The 17107-nt window shown below is 71.4% G+C and carries 16 protein-coding genes and 3 tRNA genes; 11 read left to right on the top strand and 8 right to left on the bottom strand.

Annotation, left to right across the window (positions count from 1 at the left end; genetic code table 11):
• Positions 1 to 76: 76 nt before the first annotated feature.
• The 3 genes from ftsH to tilS all read right to left on the bottom strand — a co-directional run bounded on the left by ftsH (position 77) and on the right by tilS (position 3889).
• On the bottom strand, positions 77 to 2095 hold the full coding sequence (gene ftsH / locus Q0D57_RS09020; RefSeq protein WP_291041733.1) for an ATP-dependent zinc metalloprotease FtsH: 2019 nt from the start codon (positions 2093 to 2095) through the stop codon (positions 77 to 79).
• A gap of 138 nt (positions 2096 to 2233) precedes the next feature.
• Positions 2234 to 2788 (bottom strand): hypoxanthine phosphoribosyltransferase, encoded by a 555-nt coding sequence (gene hpt / locus Q0D57_RS09015; protein WP_291041730.1) that lies wholly within the window; start codon positions 2786 to 2788, stop codon positions 2234 to 2236.
• A 6-nt stretch (positions 2789 to 2794) separates the two neighbouring features.
• Complete coding sequence (gene tilS / locus Q0D57_RS09010; protein WP_291041742.1) at positions 2795 to 3889, bottom strand: tRNA lysidine(34) synthetase TilS; 1095 nt, start codon at positions 3887 to 3889, stop codon at positions 2795 to 2797.
• Positions 3890 to 3987: 98 nt separating this feature from the next.
• On the opposite strand from tilS, the gene ppa reads away from it, so the two are divergent.
• Positions 3988 to 4479, top strand: coding sequence for an inorganic diphosphatase (gene ppa / locus Q0D57_RS09005; protein WP_291041727.1), 492 nt, complete (start codon positions 3988 to 3990; stop codon positions 4477 to 4479).
• A gap of 414 nt (positions 4480 to 4893) precedes the next feature.
• On the opposite strand, the gene Q0D57_RS09000 is transcribed toward ppa, so the two are convergent.
• Both Q0D57_RS09000 and Q0D57_RS08995 read right to left on the bottom strand, forming a co-directional pair.
• Positions 4894 to 6225 carry a M23 family metallopeptidase gene (locus Q0D57_RS09000; protein WP_291041724.1) on the bottom strand — a complete coding sequence of 444 codons (1332 nt, stop codon included), beginning with the start codon at positions 6223 to 6225 and terminating at the stop codon, positions 4894 to 4896.
• Positions 6226 to 6230: 5 nt separating this feature from the next.
• Positions 6231 to 7577 carry a peptidoglycan DD-metalloendopeptidase family protein gene (locus Q0D57_RS08995; protein ID WP_291041711.1) on the bottom strand — a complete coding sequence of 449 codons (1347 nt, stop codon included), beginning with the start codon at positions 7575 to 7577 and terminating at the stop codon, positions 6231 to 6233.
• 114 nt (positions 7578 to 7691) lie between these two features.
• Between Q0D57_RS08995 and Q0D57_RS08990 the strand changes: the two genes are divergently transcribed.
• The 7 genes from Q0D57_RS08990 (at position 7692) to Q0D57_RS08960 (ending at position 11928) form a co-directional block, all read left to right on the top strand.
• Positions 7692 to 7764, top strand: a tRNA-Glu gene (locus tag Q0D57_RS08990).
• A 57-nt stretch (positions 7765 to 7821) separates the two neighbouring features.
• Positions 7822 to 7895: transfer RNA gene (locus Q0D57_RS08985), tRNA-Asp, on the top strand.
• Between the two features lie 73 nt (positions 7896 to 7968).
• A tRNA-Phe gene (locus Q0D57_RS08980) sits at positions 7969 to 8041 on the top strand.
• A 318-nt stretch (positions 8042 to 8359) separates the two neighbouring features.
• Complete coding sequence (locus tag Q0D57_RS08975; protein ID WP_291041708.1) at positions 8360 to 8995, top strand: anthrone oxygenase family protein; 636 nt, start codon at positions 8360 to 8362, stop codon at positions 8993 to 8995.
• 80 nt (positions 8996 to 9075) lie between these two features.
• Positions 9076 to 10356, top strand: a complete 1281-nt coding sequence (locus tag Q0D57_RS08970) for a winged helix DNA-binding domain-containing protein (protein WP_291041705.1) — start codon at positions 9076 to 9078, stop codon at positions 10354 to 10356.
• Positions 10349 to 11212, top strand: a complete 864-nt coding sequence (locus Q0D57_RS08965; protein ID WP_291041702.1) for a hypothetical protein — start codon at positions 10349 to 10351, stop codon at positions 11210 to 11212. Before Q0D57_RS08970 ends, Q0D57_RS08965 begins: the two co-directional genes overlap by 8 nt.
• 5 nt (positions 11213 to 11217) lie before the next feature.
• A complete protein-coding gene (locus tag Q0D57_RS08960) occupies positions 11218 to 11928 on the top strand; it encodes an SOS response-associated peptidase (protein ID WP_291041699.1) in 711 nt (236 codons plus the stop codon).
• A 25-nt stretch (positions 11929 to 11953) separates the two neighbouring features.
• On the opposite strand, the gene Q0D57_RS08955 is transcribed toward Q0D57_RS08960, so the two are convergent.
• Both Q0D57_RS08955 and Q0D57_RS08950 read right to left on the bottom strand, forming a co-directional pair.
• Positions 11954 to 12553, bottom strand: a complete 600-nt coding sequence (locus Q0D57_RS08955; RefSeq protein WP_291041696.1) for a dihydrofolate reductase family protein — start codon at positions 12551 to 12553, stop codon at positions 11954 to 11956.
• A gap of 65 nt (positions 12554 to 12618) precedes the next feature.
• A complete protein-coding gene (locus Q0D57_RS08950; protein WP_291041693.1) occupies positions 12619 to 13011 on the bottom strand; it encodes a VOC family protein in 393 nt (130 codons plus the stop codon).
• A gap of 81 nt (positions 13012 to 13092) precedes the next feature.
• On the opposite strand from Q0D57_RS08950, the gene Q0D57_RS08945 reads away from it, so the two are divergent.
• The 3 genes from Q0D57_RS08945 (at position 13093) to Q0D57_RS08935 (ending at position 16039) form a co-directional block, all read left to right on the top strand.
• The gene (locus tag Q0D57_RS08945) at positions 13093 to 13992 is read left to right on the top strand and encodes a DNA/RNA non-specific endonuclease (protein WP_291041688.1); all 900 of its coding nucleotides are present in this window, start codon (positions 13093 to 13095) and stop codon (positions 13990 to 13992) included.
• Between the two features lie 69 nt (positions 13993 to 14061).
• On the top strand, positions 14062 to 14733 hold the full coding sequence (locus tag Q0D57_RS08940) for a response regulator transcription factor (protein WP_291041685.1): 672 nt from the start codon (positions 14062 to 14064) through the stop codon (positions 14731 to 14733).
• Between the two features lie 10 nt (positions 14734 to 14743).
• Entirely contained in the window at positions 14744 to 16039 is a 1296-nt protein-coding gene (locus Q0D57_RS08935; protein ID WP_291041673.1) for an ATP-binding protein, read from the top strand.
• Here the strand turns inward: Q0D57_RS08935 and Q0D57_RS08930 are convergent.
• The gene (locus Q0D57_RS08930) at positions 15999 to 17042 is read right to left on the bottom strand and encodes a hypothetical protein (protein ID WP_291041670.1); all 1044 of its coding nucleotides are present in this window, start codon (positions 17040 to 17042) and stop codon (positions 15999 to 16001) included. The two genes, Q0D57_RS08935 and Q0D57_RS08930, sit on opposite strands and share 41 nt — an antisense overlap.
• Positions 17043 to 17107 lie beyond the last annotated feature (65 nt).

Raw genomic sequence — 17107 nt, 5'->3', positions numbered from 1 at the left:
GGTCCTCGCCGATGGCCGCGAGGATCTCCCCGACCGCGGCCTCGATCCTCGCTCGGTCGACGCTCGACACGGGCGCCTAGGCGGTGGCGGGGCGCGGGTTGGTGCGCGGCGCGCGCTTCGGCGTGGCGGGGACGGCGTCGGGCTCCGGCTCGGAGTCGACTCCGCCGTCGACCGCTCCGCCGTCGATCGGCGCCTTCGACGGGAACGGCACGGGCGGCAGGGCCGACACCGGGCGGCGCTCGCTCGAGAGCCACTGCGGGCGCGGCGGGAGGCGCTTGATGTCCTTGAAGAGCTCGGCCAGCTCGTCGTGGTCGAGGGTCTCCTTCTCGAGCAGCTCGGCGGCCAGCTTGTCGAGGATGTCGCGGTTCTCGTTGAGCACGTGCCACGCCTCGTCGTGAGCCGCCTCGATGAGGTTGCGCACCTCGGCGTCGACCTGCTGGGCGAGGCTCTCGGAGTAGTCGCGCTCGTGGCCCATGTTGCGGCCGAGGAACATCTCTCCCGAGGCCGCACCGAGCTTCACGGCTCCGAGCGAGGCGGTCATGCCGTACTCGGTCACCATCTTCTTGGCGGTGCCGGTGGCCTTCTCGATGTCGTTCGACGCGCCCGTGGTCGGGTCGTGGAACACGACCTCCTCGGCCACGCGGCCGCCCATGGCGTAGGCGAGCTGGTCGAGCAGCTCGTTGCGGCTCACCGAGTAGCGGTCCTCAAGCGGCAGCACCATCGTGTAGCCGAGGGCGCGACCGCGCGGCAGGATCGTGACCTTCGTGACGGGGTCGGTGTTGTTCATCGCCGCCGCCACCAGGGCGTGGCCGCCCTCGTGGTAGGCCGTGACGAGCTTCTCCTGGTCGCGCATGATGCGGGTGCGGCGCTGAGGACCGGCGATCACGCGGTCGATGGCCTCGTCGAGAGCGCGCATGTCGATCAGCTGCGCATTGCTCCTGGCCGTCAGCAGGGCGGCCTCGTTGAGCACGTTCGCGAGATCGGCACCCGTGAAGCCGGGCGTCTTGCGGGCCACGACCTCGAGGTCGACGCCGGCCGAGAGCGGCTTGCCCTTGCCGTGCACCTCGAGGATCTTCTTGCGGCCGTTGAGGTCGGGGGCGTCGACGCCGATCTGGCGGTCGAAGCGGCCCGGGCGGAGGAGCGCGGGGTCGAGGATGTCGGGCCGGTTGGTGGCGGCGATCAGGATGACGTTCGTCTTGACGTCGAAGCCGTCCATCCCGACCAGCAGCTGGTTGAGGGTCTGCTCGCGCTCGTCGTGGCCGCCGCCCATGCCGGCGCCGCGGTGGCGGCCGACGGCGTCGATCTCGTCGATGAAGATGATGGCGGGCGAGTTCTCCTTCGCCTCCTTGAAGAGGTCGCGCACGCGGCTGGCGCCGACACCCACGAACATCTCCACGAAGTCGGAGCCCGAGATCGAGAAGAACGGCACGCCCGCCTCACCCGCGACGGCGCGGGCGATCAGGGTCTTGCCGGTGCCGGGAGGGCCGTAGAGCAGCACGCCCTTGGGGATGCGGGCTCCCACGGCGAGGAACTTGGCCGGCTCCTTCAGGAAGTCTTTGATCTCCTCGAGCTCCTCGAGCGCCTCCTCGGCGCCCGCGACGTCGTCGAACGTGACCTTCGGGGTCTCCTTCGTGACGAGCTTCGCCTTCGACTTGCCGAACTGCATCACGCGGTTGCCGCCGCCCTGCATGCCCGAGAGCATGAACCAGAAGAAGGCACCGATCAGGATGATGGGCAGCAGGAGACCGAGGGCCGAGAGGAACCAGTTGGGCTGCGGGACCTGGTCGTCGAAGCCGTCGCTGGGGTTCGCATCCGTGACCGCGGCCACGACCTCGGCTCCACGCGGGGCGACGTAGTAGAACTGCACCTTGTCGCCGTGCTCGTCATCCGCGGTCGTGAGGGTCATGTCGACCCGCTGCTCGCCGTCGATGATGGTGGCCTCGGCGACCTTGTCGCTCGAGAGGTACGAGAGCCCCTCCTGCGTGGTGACCTGCTGGTATCCGGCGCTGGTGATCAGGCTGAAGCCGATCCAGAGCGCGATCGCACCCAGCAGGATGTAGGGAATGGGAGATCGAAGGATGCGTTTCGCGTTCATGTCTCTTCATCGCTTTGGTGCCAGGCAGGTCGGCACGGTGCTTATGTCGTTGCCTCAGGGTACCTGTCGGCGACTGGGCGCGCGCTCCATGTTCCCCGTGGGCGTAAAGGGCGCGGGTGGCCCTTCCGGGCCGGGGTGTCAGGCGTAGACGTGGGGCGCGAGCACGCCGATCGACTTGAGGTTGCGGTAGCGCTCGGCGTAGTCGAGGCCGTAGCCCACCACGAAGGCGTTCGGGATGTCGGCGCCCACGTACTTCACGTCGATCTCGACCTTCACGGCGAGGGGCTTGCGGAGCAGGGCGCAGATCTCCACCGAGGCGGCACCACGGCTGCGGAGGTTCGAGAGGAGCCACGAGAGGGTGAGGCCCGAGTCGATGATGTCCTCGACGATGAGGACCTTCCGGCCCGTGATGTCGGTGTCGAGGTCCTTCAGGATGCGCACGACGCCGCTCGACTGCGTGCCGGAGCCGTAGGAGGAGACGGCCATCCAGTCCATGTTGAGCTGGAGGCGCAGCTCGCGGGCGAGGTCGGCCATCACCATGACGGCTCCTCGGAGCACGCCGACCAGGAGCACGTCGTCGTCGTCGGAGTAGTCGGCCTCGATCTGGCGGGCGAGGCCCGCGATGGTCTCGGCGATCTGCTCCTCGGTGAAGAGCACCTCGGTGATGTCGGCTTCGATGTCGGTGACGTCCATGTGTCCCTACCCCTCGTGGTCTGTGCGAGTCTGGTCCGTGCCCTGCTCGTCTGTGCTCTGCTGGCCCGCGCTCTTCTGGTCCGTGCGCGTGAAGACGAGCAGCGCCGCCTGCCGCACCACTCTAATCCCTGGCAGATCGACGCCCTTCTGGCCGTGCCAGTCCGTTGCCAGGGCGGCCACGGCGAGGGTCTGCGCGCGGCTCGGCGAGACCCCGAACTCGCTCTCGACGACGTAGCGGATGATCCGGTTCCGGAGGGCCGGCGGGTTCGCCGCGAGCGCGCGAGCCGACACCGCGATGCCCGCCTCGGCGTGCTCCACGAGATCCTCGATCGTCTCGGTGGCGATGTCGTGCAGGGTCTCGTCGTCCTCCCGCAGCTGCTCGGCCGTGCGGGCGAGGGCCTCGGCGATGCCCGGGCCGAGCTCGGCCTCGAGCAGGGGCAGCACGGTGTGGCGCACCCGCACCCGGGTGAAGCGCTCGGCCTCGTTGTGCGGGTCGTTCCAGGGGTCGAGGCCGGAGTCGGTGCAGAAGGCCTCGGTGGTGCTGCGGCGGATGCCGAGGAGCGGGCGGAGACGGGCCGCGCGGCCGGTCTCGGGTTCGGCAGGGGTGGCGGCCTCCATGCCCGAGAGGCTCGTGGCGCCGGCGCCGCGGGCGAGGCCGAGCAGCACGGTCTCGGCCTGGTCGTCGAGGGTGTGGCCGAGGAGGACGTGGTCGCCCCCCGCGGTTGCCAGCGCCCGGTCGAGGGCGGCATAGCGGGCGGTGCGGGCGGCGGCCTCGGTGCCGCCGGTGCGCGAGGCCGGGCCGATCTCGACGTCGACCCGCTCGACGATCACGGGGTCGAGACCGAGCTCGCGGGCCTGCGCGGCAGCGCGTTCCGCGACCTCCGCGGATCCCTCCTGCAGTCCGTGGTCGACGACCACGGCGCCGGCACGGATGCCACGGCGCGGCGCCTCGAAGGCCGTCGCCGCCGCGAGCGCGAGCGAGTCGGGTCCGCCGCTCAGGGCCACGAGCACGAACGTCGGCCCCGCCTGCTCGAGGCACTCCCGCACGGCGCGGCGCACGTCGGCGATCGCGGGGGTGAGCCGGGGGCGGCGGCCGTCCATCTGCATCCAGTAACGTTATTGCAGTTTCCGGCGGCGCATCCGGGCCGTCACGCCACCACGCACGCCACACGCCACACGCCAACACGAGGGAGCACCACATGGCCGAGTACGACGTCGTCGTCGAAATCCCCAAGGGGAGCCGCAACAAGTACGAAGTCGACCACGAGACCGGTCGCGTCTACCTCGACCGCGTGCTCTTCACGAGCTTCGTGTACCCCACCGACTACGGCTTCTTCGAGAACACGCTCGGCCTCGACGGCGACCCCGTCGACGCGCTCGTGCTGCTCGAGTACCCGGTCTTCCCGGGTGTGGGCGTCAAGGTGCGCCCCGTCGGCGTGCTCAACATGAGCGACGAGGCGGGCTCGGACGCGAAGGTCGTCGTGGTCCCCCACAAGGATCCGCGCTGGGCGCACATCCAGGACATCACGGATGTCCCGGAGCAGACCCGCAAGGAGATCGAGCACTTCTTCGCCCGCTACAAGGACCTCGAGCCCAACAAGTGGGTCAAGATCGAGGGCTGGGGCGACGCCGCCGAGGCCGACGCCATCGTCCAGGCCGGCATCAAGAAGCTGGCCGAAGAGGGCCACTAGCCCCCTCCCCCCGTCCAGCCCCGCACCCGTCGCGGCATCCCCCCTCCCCAGGGCCCCGGATGCCGCGACGTTTGCGTTTCCGACCCCCACGCCCCGCGCCCACTTGACAGTAGTTGCGCCCAAATCGCCCCACTTGACACATCTTGTGTCAAGTCACGCCGAATGAGCGCACCTACTGTCAAGTCGCGCACAGTCCGTGCCCGTTCTCGGTACCGACGCGGGGCGGTACGGCACGACGCCAAAGGCCGCGGGCCGTACTCGCCGACCCGGAGCGGTACCGACGCCGGGTGGCGCCGCGCAGCGACGCCGAACGACGGCGGCACCGCATGCCGCCTGCGCCGGGCAGGGACCGGCGCAGCAGAAGAACCCTGCCGCCTGCGCCGGGCAGGGACCGGCGCAGCAACAAACCAGCAGTTAGAAGTTCACGAAGTTGCGCGGGTTCTGCGAGTCGCCGTTCACGCGGGTCTCGAAGTGCACGTGGCAGCCGGTGGAGGAGCCGGTGGTTCCGGCATAGGCGATGAGCTCGCCTCCACCGACGTCTTGCCCGTAGCCGACGTTGAGAGAGCTGTTGTGGGCGTAGACGGTCGTGAGACCTCCGCCGTGGTTGATGGTGACCGAGTAGCCGAGGCCGCCGTTGTAGCCGGCCTGGATGACCGTTCCGTTGGCTGCGGCGTAGACGGGGGCACCGCACGTGCCGCCGCCGGCCTGCACCAGGTCGATGCCGGCGTGCAGTCGGTTGACGTGCGCGATGGGGTGGAAGCGCATGCCCCACTCGTCGGTGACCCTCCACGCCGAGAGCGGCGAGCCCCAGCCGGAGACTGACGGCGGGGGGCCGCCGTAGCCGCCCTCCTCGAGAGCCCGCTGACGCTCCTCCTCCGCCTTCCGGCGGGCCTCCTCCTCGAGGCGCTTGCGCTCGGCCACGCCGGCCTCGTAGTCGGCGACCGTCTTGACCGTGCTGGACTCGAGCGCCTTGAGCTGCTCCTCGAGCACCATGCGCTGGGACTCCTGCTCGGCCAGCAGCGCCTCGGCGGCGGCCTGCGCGGCCACGGCCGCGTCGAAGGCCTCCTGCGCGGCGACCTTGAGCGCCGCCAGCTCTCCTTCGGCGATGTCGGCCTGCTCTGTGAGCGACGAGGCGGTATTGCGGTCCTGCACGGCACGCTCGTAGAGCTTGCCCGTGGTCTCGGAGAGGCGGCTCATGGCGCCGAGCTGGTAGAGCAGGTCGTCCGAGTCCTCACCCGAGACGAACAGGTTGAGTGAGAGGTCACCTCCGCCGGTGCGGGTGAACTGGCTGACGAGCATCCCGGCCTGTTTGTTCGAGGCGTCGGCGCGAGCGGTGGCCTCCTCGGCCTGCAGGGCGAGTTCGTCGGCGCGGAACACCGCGGTGTCGTAGGCGTCTTGAGCGGCCGAGTACTCGTCGGCCTTCTGGATGGCGACCGCCTGCGCCGCCTCCACCTCGGCCTGCGCCGCCTCGATGAGCGAGCGGATGTTGGAGACCTCGGCCGCCTTGGCCTCTTCGCTGCTGCGCGCGGCGAGCACGTCTTCCCACGAGGGGTAGTCGATCGCGAAAGCCGCTCCCCCTTCGCCCCGGAGGACGTCGACCGCCACGAGGCTCGCCGCGAGGGTGAGGGCCGCCGCCCAGCGGGCCCAACGCCGGCGGTTCGTCGGCGCGGCGATGCGGGCCGACCGCCCCGACCGAATGGAGCGCGGCGATGCGCTGCTCGGCGACACCGTGGTGGACGTGGTCATCTTGATCACCCGAATTCGACGCCCTGCGCCGCCATGAAGGGGCGGGGGTTGATGGCGGTGCCGTTCTCGCGCACCTCGAAGTGCACATGGCAACCGGTGGAGTTGCCCGTGGTGCCGGCGTAGGCGATCGGCTGACCGACCGAGACGTAGGAGCCGTTGCCCACCAGCAGGGAGGTGTTGTGAGCGTAGGCGGTGGTGATGCCGCCGCCGTGGTCGATGCGGATGAAGTTTCCGTAGCCGCCGTTGGATCCGGCGTAGTCGACGAGCCCCTCGGCCGCGGCGTACACGACCGCGCCGCAGGTTCCGCCGTTGTATACGAGGTCGATGCCGGAGTGAAGGAGGTAGGCGCCCGACACCGGGTTGACGCGCATGCCGTACTCGTCGGAGGAGTGGGAGCCCGGGAACGGGCTCGCCCATCCGCTCGCCGCGATGAACGGCAGGGTCGGCAGCCCCGCGGCCGCCGCTGCCCGCGCTGCCTCGGCGCGGGCGTTGACCCCGGCCTGGAAGTCGGCCTCGGTGGCGACGCGGTTCTCCTGCAGGACCTTGAGCTGGGTCTGCAGCTCGACCTCATGATCTTGCTGCTCCTGAAGCGCCGCCTCGGCAGCCAGCTGGGCGGCCACCGCCTCGTCGCGCAGGCGCTCGGCCTCGGCCGCGAGCCCCTCGAGCTCGTCGCGCGCGACCACGGCCTGGGCGGTGAGCGCCTCGGCGGTGTTGCGGTCCTGCTCGGCCTGCGCGTAGATCTGCGAGGTCTTCTGAGTGAGCTTGGACATCGCGCTCAGCTGGTAGAGCAGGTCGCTCGACACCTCGCCGCCCACGAAGAGGTTGAGCGTGAGGTCGCTGCCACCCGTGCGGGAGAGCTGGGCGGCGAGCTGGCCCGCCTGCTTGTTCGAGGCATCCGACCGCGTCGTGGCGTCGGCGGCCTGCACCTCGAGTTCGGAGGCCTTGAAGTCTGCGGTGTCGTAGGCTTCCTGCGCCACCTGGTATTCGGTGCCGCGCTGCACCGACACGGCCTGAGCCTCTGTCACGGCCGCGTTCATGCCGTCGATGAGGCCCTGGATGCGGGTGACCTCCTCGGACTTCGCCGATTCGTTCGCCTGCGCGTTCTTCACGTCGTCCCACGTGGGGTAGTCGTCGGCGAACGCAGGGCCCGAGGTGAGGCCGGTGAGCGCCACGAGGGTCGCGGCAGCGGCGAAGGCCAGCGCAGCGTGGCGCAGGCGCCGCGGGCGCGAGACCCTGCGGGCGGACGTGTCGGTGCTCATACTCCCCTGCCAGACCGGGCATCGCGGCGTGCGCGGTGCGTCGTGCAGCGTGGTGTTGATGTGCGCATCCGTCACATCTGTCACAACGCTCACGCGAATCTAACCCGGGGGCGAGGAGATTGCACGGACATTCGCGCGAATGTGCCCAACTCGTCGCGAATTGGAGACTGTGCAGGAGTTGTGGCATACTCGATGAGTTGTCGCCGCGGCCCCATCGTTTAGCGGCCTAGGACGCCGCCCTTTCACGGCGGTAGCACGGGTTCGAATCCCGTTGGGGTCACGATGGCCGGGGTCACGAGCACTGGTCGACAGCACATATAATAGGAACAACACATAAGGCCCTGTAGCGCAGTTGGTTAGCGTGCCGCCCTGTCACGGCGGAGGTCGCGGGTTCAAGTCCCGTCAGGGTCGCTAGGCGTGAAGCCATTCCAATCGGAAGGGCTTTTCGCTAGAGACCGGCTCGTGTGCAAGAACACCCGGTTTCGGCTCTGTAGCTCAGTTGGTAGAGCGCACGACTGAAAATCGTGAGGTCACGGGATCGACGCCCGTCGGAGCCACTGGAACCCCCGCCTAGCTTCTACATGGTGGGGGTTTCTTCATGTCCGGGCCCGGGCGATCCTCCCGCTGCGCCACCCATTTCGACATCTGACGACATGGTGGGTGGCGGTTTCCATCTGGGTTTGCAATATTGAGATCTCAAGTCGCAACGGATTCGGGACCGTCTGCGGTGGATCCTCCGAGTGGGGATGGGGACGGATGCGGCACCCTGGCTGAGCCGGGTGCCGCATCTGTTTTTCCCCGGGCCCGAAGGTCGACAATGGGATCGTGACTCACTCGAGCAGGACGCGACGCGGGACTCCCCAGGAGACCCGACGATGAGCGGGGCCGAGCTGGCGCACGCCCTGGTCGGCGTCCTCGCCGCCGTGACCGGTGTGGCAGCCGCGGTCGTGGGCGGGGTGTTCTTCGCGTTCTCGAGCTTCGTGATGCGCGGGCTCGCCGAGGCCGGCCGCGACACGAGTGGCGGAGCAGCCGGGACCGGCGCCCGCGCCGGGATCGCGGCGATGCAGGCGATCAACCGCACCGCCGTGCGGCCGCCCTTCATGGTGCTGCTGTTCGGCACGATGCTCGCGGGGCTCGCCGTGTGCATCCTGCTGGCCGTGGTGGGCGGCGGGCACGCGCTCTGGTGGGGGCTCGCGGGCGAGGTGGTCTACCTCGGCGGGGTCGTCGTGATGACCGTCGCGTTCCACGTGCCGCGGAACGACGCGCTCGCGCAGCTCGACCCGGGCGGCGCCGCGGCGGGGGAATCCGGCGGCGGCAGCAGCAGCAGCGGCAGCGGCAGCAGCAGCGGCAGCAGCAGCGGCAGCGGCGGCGACACGATCGACGACAGCTGGCAGCGGTACGTCGCGGAGTGGACGCGGGGCAACCACGTGCGGACCCTCGCCGGCGTGCTGGCGGGAGTGCTCTTCGTCATGGCGGCGTTCCTCGTGGGAGCCCCTCTCCTGATCTCCTGACGCACTCCGTCGGCGATGTCGGCGATGTCGGCGGTATCGGCGGCGTCGGCGGAGTCGGGGGTGCGCGGCATACTGGGCGCATGGCGAAGCGTTCGGCCGGGTGGTCCGCGGGGGCGGCACGCGAGCTGCTGCGCCGGCGGCTGGCGGCGCAGTGGATCGATCCCCCGGGGCCGACCGTGCAGGTGAGCCCGCAGGACGGCGCCGCGCGCATCACCGCCGTGGCCGAGCGGATGCTCGCACTGCAGGCGCAGGACTACGGGCAGGCCGTGTGGGCGCTCGGCCTGCGGGCACCCGGGAGCACCCGCGGCGACGTCGAGGCCGCGCTCGACGCCGGATCCGTCGTGCGCTCGTGGCCCATGCGCGGCACCCTGCACGTCAGCACCCCCGACGACCTGCGGCTCATGCTGTCGATCACTGCGGCGCGCACCATCCGAAGCATCCTGCCCCGCTACCGCCAGCTCGGGCTCGACGACGACGTGCTCGCCCGCACCCGAGCGATCGCCACGACCGAGCTCGGCGGGGGCGGTCGCGCGAGCCGTGACGAGTTCTTCGCGCTCCTCGTCGCCGCCGGCATCGAGCCGGGAGGCCAGCGCGGCACCCACGTCATAGGCCGGCTGGCGCACGAGGGACTGCTCTGCTGGGGCCCCACCGACGACGGCGGCCGGCAGCAGCTCGTGCTGCTCGACGAGTGGGCGCCGCCCGGCGCCGGCATCGTCGACACCGCGTGGCCCCTCGCCACCGACGGGACCCCGCAGATCGGCAACGACGACCCCCGCCGCAGCGAGGCGCTCGGCGCGTTCGTGCGGCGCTACGTCGCCGGCCGCGGGCCGGTCACCCTGAAGGACTTCTGCTGGTGGTCGAAGGTCACGGTCGCCGAGGCGAAGCGCGGCCTCGACCAGGCGCGCGACCGCCTCACCTCCGAGGTGCTCGACGGCACCGAGTACTGGACGGCGGACGACGAGGCCCCAGGCGGCGAGAACGACGAGAACGACGGTAACGACGACAGCACCAGCACCACCTCCCGCCCCGCACCCCCCTTCCACGCCCTCCCCGGCTTCGACGAGTTCCTGCTGGGCTACCCCGACCGCTCCCCGGCTCTGCCACCCGAGTTCGCCGAGCGCATCGTTCCCGGCGGCAACGGCGTGTTCCTGCCGATGCTCGTGGCCCACGGGAAGGTGGTGGGCACGTGGCGCCGCCGCGTCGCATCCGGAGCCGTGAGCGTGACCCTCGACCCCTTCGAGCCGCTCTCGGCCGCCGCCCGGGCCGGCTTCGCGCGTGCCCTGAAGCGCTACGCCGACTTCCTGGGGCTCACCCTCGTGCTGGGCGAGCCGAGGCTCGAGAAGGGTGCTCCGGATGCCTGACCGCACCACGTTCACGCTGGCCGGGAGCGGCCGCGTGGCCGAGATCGCCGCCGATCCGCTCGTGCCGGGCGCCTGGGTGCTCTCGATCGACGGCGCCGAGCAGTCGCACGTCGACCTCGGAGACCCGGGCGACCTCTTCTACGACTACGTGCGGCGGATCGGCGCCGCCATCGACCACCTCGCCACCCCCGGCCGCCCGCTGCGCACGGTGCACCTCGGCGCCGGAGCCCTCACCCTCGCCCGCTACCTGCAGGCCACGCGCCCGGGCAGCGAGCAGCTCGCGGTGGAGTTCGAGCGAGGCCTCCTCGACGAGGTGACCGCGCGCCTCCCGCTGCCGGAGGGCACCCGCCTCACCGTGCGCGAGGGCGATGCCGCCGCGGTGGTCACCGGCCTGGTCTCCGGTTCGGTCACAGGCCTCGCCGCCGGCCTCGCCGCGGGCCCCGTCACAGGCGCGGGAGAGTGGGCCGGGAGCGCCGACCTCGTGATCGACGACCTCTACCGCGGCATCACGACCCCGCCCCACCTCACCACCGCCGAGTGGTACGCCGACACGAGCCGCCTGCTCGCACCGGGCGGGGTGCTCGTGGTGAACATCGCCGACGACGACGGGCTGCCGGGGCTCCGAAGTCGTCTCGCGGCGCTCGCCCCGAGCCTCCCCCACCGGCTCGTGCTCGGGCCCACGAGTGTGCTGGCGGATGCGCGCGCCGGCAACGCCGTCGTCCTCGCCTCCCGAGACCCGGCCGTGCTCGCCCTCGCCGACGACCTGCGGCAGGCGGGCCCGCACCCGTCGGCCGCCCTGGACGCGAGGCACTTCGACTCCCCCCTCGACGACATCCCCACCCCGAAAGGACGGTGAGCACCATGTGCGGCCGATTCAGCATGAGCGCCGAGACCGACGAGCTCATCACCGAGTTCATCGCGCGCGGCGGGACCCTGGAGGAGTGGCGTCCCTCGTACAACGTCGCCCCCACGGAGCTGTCGCCGATCGTGCGGGAGCGCGTGGTCGACGGCGAGATCGTGCGGGAGATCGACGCCGCCGCGTGGGGGCTCAAGCCCGCCTGGGCGAAGCCAGGCGGCCCCGCCCCCATCAATGCGAGGCTCGAGAGCGTCTCGACGAACGGGCTCTTCCGCGGCGCGTTCGCCCAGCGCCGCTGCCTCGTGCCGATGAACGGCTACTACGAGTGGGAGGCGACGCCCGAGGGCAAGCAGCCGCACTACATCCACGGCCCCGAGGGCCTGCTCGCGGCCGCCGGCCTCTACGAGCTCAAGAAGGCCGACGACGGCTGGCACCTGAGCTTCACCGTCATCACCCGCGAGGCCGCCGACGCCTCGGGCGAGGTGCACGACCGCATGCCCGTGTTCCTCACGCCGGACACCTGGGACGACTGGACGAGCCCGGCCAAGCTCGAGCGCCCCGACGAGAAGCAGGAGCTCGTGGCCATGCTCGACCGCACCTCGCTCGCGGTCGCCTCGACCATCACGACCTACCCGGTCTCCAAGCGCGTCAACAACGTGCGCGACACCTCGATCGCCAAGGACGACCCCACCCTGATCGAGCCGCTCGCCGGCTGATCACGCCGAGCTGTTCACACCGGTGTCACGCCGCGGCGACGGCGAAGGTGCCCACCACGATCCCCGTCGTCGAGGTCCAGCTCGAGCGGACCTCGAGCGGCGCGTACCCGTCGAACAGCCGGGCGCCCCGGCCGAGCACGACCGGCAGGATGGTGAGCAGGTACTCATCGATGAGACCCGCCGCCGCGAGCGACCGCACGAGCTCTCCGCTGCCGAGCACGACCACGTCGCCCTCGAGCGTCGCCTTCAGGGCCCGCACCGACGCGACCGCGTCGCCGTCGGCATCCGGTGTCAGGAGCTCGGAGTTCGGATGCTCGAGCGAGGTCGATGCCGAGCGCGACGCGACGTACTTGGGGGTCGCCCGCAGGATCTCGGTGAAGGGGTTGGGCTCGTCGGTGCCGAGCCAGTGGCCCACGAGGTCGAGGTAGGTGCGGTGCCCGAAGAGCATGGCGGCGGTACGGCCCTGGCCCGACATCGCGGCCATCGCGGCCTCGGGGTCTGCCGCCAGGAGCTGCGACGCCCAGCCGCCGCGGTCGAACCCTCCCCGCGTGTCCTCGTCCGGCCGGCCCGGTGACTGCATCACCCCGTCGAGCGAGATGTTCTCCACCGCCATGATCTTCGCCATGTCCGCTCCTCTGCGTTCCGGAACCAGGCTATGTGAACACTGTCCACATAAGCAAGCCCTCCGGGTCAGAGGGTTCGGGAATCGCGGCGGAGGGGATGGTCGGCGGGGATCTCGACCAGGACGATCGGGATGCCGTCGGGATCCTCGATCCACGCCTCCACGAGGCCCCACGGCTCCGTCTGCGGTGCGCGCACGATCCGCTGCCCGAGCAGCGTGAGCCGCGCCACCTCCTCGTGCACGTCGCGCACCTGCAGCCACAGCGCCACGCCCGCGCGCGCCTCGGGGCCGCCCCGCCCCGAGACCTCGAGGAGGCCGCTCCCGGCGAAGAACACCATCCCGCGGTGCTCGCCCTCCCCGAACTCACGCGCGACGGCGAGCCCGAGCTCGTCGCGGTAGAAGCGACGGCTCCGCTCCGGGTCGGAGGGGCGGATGAGGATGCGGCTCGCGAGGACGTCCATGCCTCATTGTGGCGCGCGTCCCGACGCTGCGAACAGACCCGGATGCCTTGCGCCGCCGCCGCACCGTGCTCGACTGGGCTCATGCCCTCCGGATTCGACCCCTCCTTCCTCGACGCCCCCTGCCCGCTGCCCGTGCCGAGCGAGCAGGGCGCCGACGGCCGCCCCCGTCGCATCCGGCACCTCGACTACGAGCACTTCACGGTGCTGCTCGACGCCGACCGCCGCCTCGCCGCGCTCACCGCCGTGAACATCGACGGCGGAACCCTCGCCGATGTGCCGCGCGGAGACGACTGGCACCTCGACGAGCGGGTGCCCGCCGACGAGCAGGCCGGCCCCGCCCTCTACGCCCGCAACGACCTCGACCGCGGCCACCTGGTGCGCCGTCGCGACCCCGTCTGGGGTGCGCCCGACGCGGCCCGCCGCGCCAACCACGACACCTTCGCCTACACGAACGCCGCACCGCAGGCCGCGGGCTTCAACCAGTCGAAGGAGCTCTGGAACGGCGTCGAGGACCACGTGCTGGCCTACGCCGAGGCGAACGACCTCCGCCTCAGCGTCTTCACCGGCCCCGTCTTCGCGCCGACGGATGCGGTCTACCGCGGCATCCGCATCCCCGAGCGCTTCTGGAAGATCGCCGCCTGGAGCAGCAGCACAAGCAGGGCCACCGGCACAAGCTGGGGCACCGGCGCTGGCACCGGGACCGCCTCCACCCCCCGCCTCCGCGCCTCCGGCTTCCTGCTCGACCAGTCCCCGCAGCTCGGCGACATCGGCCTCGACGAGGCCCGCGCGAGTGCCCTCGCCCGCGACGAGCCGCCGCCCCTCGGGCCCTTCCGCACCTTCCAGGCGCCGATCGCCGACATCGCCGCACTCGTGCAGACTCCCCTGCCCGACCTCGTGGCGGCCGACAGCTACCTCGCACCGCTCCGCGCCGCGGGCCGCCGCTGGACGCGCCTCGAGGCGCTCACGCAGATCAGGCTCTGACGCCGCCGCGCACCGGAGCCCGCGCTTCCGGGAGGACAGGGGCACCCGGGATGTAGCACTATAGAGGGGATGGTGGCTTCAGCAGGGATCCGGGTGGTCGTGGTCGAGGACCAGCCCCTCTATCGGCAGATGCTGGCCTCCTCCCTGGCCGCCGCCCCCGGCATCCGCGTGGTGGGGACGGCACCGGGTGCCGCCGCCGCCCGGGAGCTCTTCGCCGGCCTCGGCCCGGATGCCGTCGACGTGGCCCTCCTCGACGTGCAGCTCGGCGACGGCGACGGCATCGACCTCGGCATCGCGCTTCGCGAGACGCAGCCCGGCCTCGGCGTGGTGCTGCTCTCGGCCACCGACGCCCTCGACGTGCTGCTCGAGCTGCCCCGGCCGGTCTCGCAGGGCTGGAGCTGCCTGTCGAAGACCTCCTCGCTCGGCCTCCCCGCCCTCGTGCGCGCCATCGAGGTCACCGCCGAGGGCCGCACGGTGCTCGACCCCGAGCTCGTGGCCCGCAGGAGGCCGAGGCGTGGGTCGACCCTCGCGCGCCTGAGCCCACGCCAGTACGAGGTGCTGCGGCTGCTCGCCGAGGGCCTGTCGAACGCGGGGATTGCGTCGCGCCTCGGACTCGCGCCACGCTCGGTCGACAACCACATCGCCGCGGTCTACGCCGAGCTCGGTCTCGCCTCGGGCGGCGTCGTGAACCCTCGCGTCGGAGCCGCGCTCCGCTTCCTCGAGGAGACGGCGGCGTCATGACGGGGCCGGCATGACCGTCTCGGGAGTGAGCGACGCCACCGCCGTCACGCCCGGCGACCGCATCGACTACCGCCGGATCACGCTGCTCACCTTCGGGGTCATCCTCGGCCTCTTCGCCACGGGCGCCTCGATCCAGTCGGTCTTCGTGCTCGGCATCCTGCCGCACTCGATGCTCCGCGACGCCGTCGACCCCTCGGCGCCGTTCGACGTGACCTTCAACCTCGTGACGCGGCTCGGCGCGAACGCCGCCGCCGTGGGCACCGCCCTCGCGGCCATCGCGCTGCTCTCGCCCCAGGAGCGCGGTCTCGCGGGCCGGATCGGCACGGGAGTGGTGATCGCCGCCTCGGCCGCGATCGCGCGCTCGCTGCTGCAGCTGGCGTTCGGCATCTACGGCCCCGACGACGTGACCGAGCTCCTCGCCGAGATCGTGACCGCCACCGTGGCCGCCGCCATCTCGCTCGCTCTCGCCCTCGCGCAGTCCGACGCGCGACGCCGACTGCGCACCGAGGAGCGCGCGTCGGCCCTCCGCGCGCTGAGCGCCTCCGCCGCCCTCGAGGCCCTGCAGGGCGAGGAGCTTCGCGTGCGGCGCGAGGTGGCCGACGGCCTGCACGGCACCGTGCAGCAGCGGTTCGTGCTCCTCGGCGCACGACTGAGCTCCCTGCTCGATGAGAGCGGACTGGCGGAGCGCGACCCGCAGACCGCGGCCGAGATCGCCTCCATCCGCGACGACCTCGACGCCCTCCGCGAGCAGGACCTCCGCGGCATGAGCCGCCTGCTCTACCCCGACCGGCTCGACCAGGGCGCCGTGCCGGCCATCCGCGCCCTCTTCCAGCGGGTCCCCGCCACCATCGCCACCGTCGTGTCGCTCTCGGACGGCGTGCTCGAGCTCGAGAGCCACGGCGCGAAGGCGCTCAGCCCGGAGCGCCGGCTGCTGCTCGTGCGGATCGTCGAGGAGGCGCTCTCGAACGCCCTCAAGCACGGCAGGGCCACGAGCCTCTCGCTCGCGATCACGCACGCCGACGGCGAGTTCGAGGTGCTCTTCGACGACAACGGCGTGGGGCTCACGCCGCCCGTGCACCTCCATGGCCTGCAGCGGCTCCGCGACCGGCTCGAACTCGTGGGCGGTGGACTCACGCTCACTCCGGCGCCCGCGAGCACAGGCGCAGGCGCAGGCACAAGCTCTGGCTCCGGCTCCGGCACGAACACAGGCACAGGAACCCGGCTCACGGCGCGCGTGCCCGACGGCATCGCCCGCCCGGCCGACGCTACGCCGGCGTCCGCTCCACGCGGCCGAAGCCGTACCTGATCCGCCGCGCGATCACGAAGGCGGCGGTGGCGCCGACGAGCCAGGCTCCGAGCACGAGGTAGGGCTCCGGATGCAGCGCGTCGGGGAAGTAGGCGAGGTCGCGGAGGGCGCGCACCGTCGCCCCCGTGGGCATCCACCGCCCCATGAACTCGTAGAAGGGCGGCAGCAGCTCGGGCGCCACGGCCCCGCCGGAGGAGGGGTTGGAGATGAGGATGAAGATGATCCAGGTGGGCATGAGCGCCCACTTGCCGCCCACGATCACCCGGAAGAAGTTGTAGACCGCGCCCGCGATGAACACCGTCATCGCCAGGACCCCCCAGACCGGCAGGAACGGGAACGTCTCGAAGCCGAACACGGGGCCCGTGGTGAGCGAGATCACGAGGCCCACGAGCACGGCGCGACCCGCGTCCCAGGCGAGCTCCCCCGCGATCGTCATGCCGCTCGCGTTGACCCTGGTCTGGATGGCGCCGACGAAGCCGATGATGGTCGAGGCGAGCGCCAGGTAGAACAGCACGAGGCCGCTCGGGTCGTTGGGGCGGAGCGGGTTGAGGTCGGTGACCGTGAGCTGCACGCCGAGGCTCGATCCCACCTGCGTGGCCTCCGAGCTGATGACGTGCGCGATCGAGGCCCCCGAGGCACTTGAGATGTAGAGGTCGGATGCGGTTCCCGACTCCGTCACGAGGGCGGCGTAGATCTGCTGCTGCTCGAGAGCGGCCTTCGCCGCATCGGCGCTCGGGTACGACGAGACGAGGAACGACGTATCGGTCGCGCTCTGGAGGCTCGACTCGAGCTGCTCGGGGCTGACCGACTCGCTCACCACGCCGATCGGGATGTCGTGCGGCTGGGGGTTGCCCATCGCGAGACTGTACGAGGTCACGAAGAGCGCCGCGAAGAGCGACACCAGGAGAGAGACCACGAGCGCGGCCCGGTGGGGCCCGGAGTTGAACTTCTTGGCGGCCCCGATGCCGCGCTGCAGGGCGGAACCGGAAGGAGTCGTGGTCATGGCAGACACGTTAGCGCCCCGCGGCCGCCGCGAGCGGTTCCGAGCGGTTCCGAGCGGTGAAGCCC

The sequence above is a fragment of the Herbiconiux sp. genome, from assembly GCF_023264895.1.
Lineage (GTDB): Bacteria > Actinomycetota > Actinomycetes > Actinomycetales > Microbacteriaceae > Herbiconiux.
Note: the sequence above shows the minus strand (reverse complement) of the source record. Positions and strands in the feature narration are given on the sequence as shown.

Coding starts and splice junctions, on each gene's coding strand:
- ftsH (WP_291041733.1), bottom strand. CDS start 2,095: ATGAACGCGAAACGCATCCTTCGATCTCCCATTCCCTACATCCTGCTG.
- hpt (WP_291041730.1), bottom strand. CDS start 2,788: ATGGACGTCACCGACATCGAAGCCGACATCACCGAGGTGCTCTTCACC.
- tilS (WP_291041742.1), bottom strand. CDS start 3,889: ATGGACGGCCGCCGCCCCCGGCTCACCCCCGCGATCGCCGACGTGCGC.
- ppa (WP_291041727.1), top strand. CDS start 3,988: ATGGCCGAGTACGACGTCGTCGTCGAAATCCCCAAGGGGAGCCGCAAC.
- Q0D57_RS09000 (WP_291041724.1), bottom strand. CDS start 6,225: ATGACCACGTCCACCACGGTGTCGCCGAGCAGCGCATCGCCGCGCTCC.
- Q0D57_RS08975 (WP_291041708.1), top strand. CDS start 8,360: ATGAGCGGGGCCGAGCTGGCGCACGCCCTGGTCGGCGTCCTCGCCGCC.
- Q0D57_RS08970 (WP_291041705.1), top strand. CDS start 9,076: ATGGCGAAGCGTTCGGCCGGGTGGTCCGCGGGGGCGGCACGCGAGCTG.
- Q0D57_RS08965 (WP_291041702.1), top strand. CDS start 10,349: ATGCCTGACCGCACCACGTTCACGCTGGCCGGGAGCGGCCGCGTGGCC.
- Q0D57_RS08960 (WP_291041699.1), top strand. CDS start 11,218: ATGTGCGGCCGATTCAGCATGAGCGCCGAGACCGACGAGCTCATCACC.
- Q0D57_RS08955 (WP_291041696.1), bottom strand. CDS start 12,553: ATGGCGAAGATCATGGCGGTGGAGAACATCTCGCTCGACGGGGTGATG.
- Q0D57_RS08950 (WP_291041693.1), bottom strand. CDS start 13,011: ATGGACGTCCTCGCGAGCCGCATCCTCATCCGCCCCTCCGACCCGGAG.
- Q0D57_RS08945 (WP_291041688.1), top strand. CDS start 13,093: ATGCCCTCCGGATTCGACCCCTCCTTCCTCGACGCCCCCTGCCCGCTG.
- Q0D57_RS08940 (WP_291041685.1), top strand. CDS start 14,062: ATGGTGGCTTCAGCAGGGATCCGGGTGGTCGTGGTCGAGGACCAGCCC.
- Q0D57_RS08935 (WP_291041673.1), top strand. CDS start 14,744: ATGACCGTCTCGGGAGTGAGCGACGCCACCGCCGTCACGCCCGGCGAC.
- Q0D57_RS08930 (WP_291041670.1), bottom strand. CDS start 17,042: ATGACCACGACTCCTTCCGGTTCCGCCCTGCAGCGCGGCATCGGGGCC.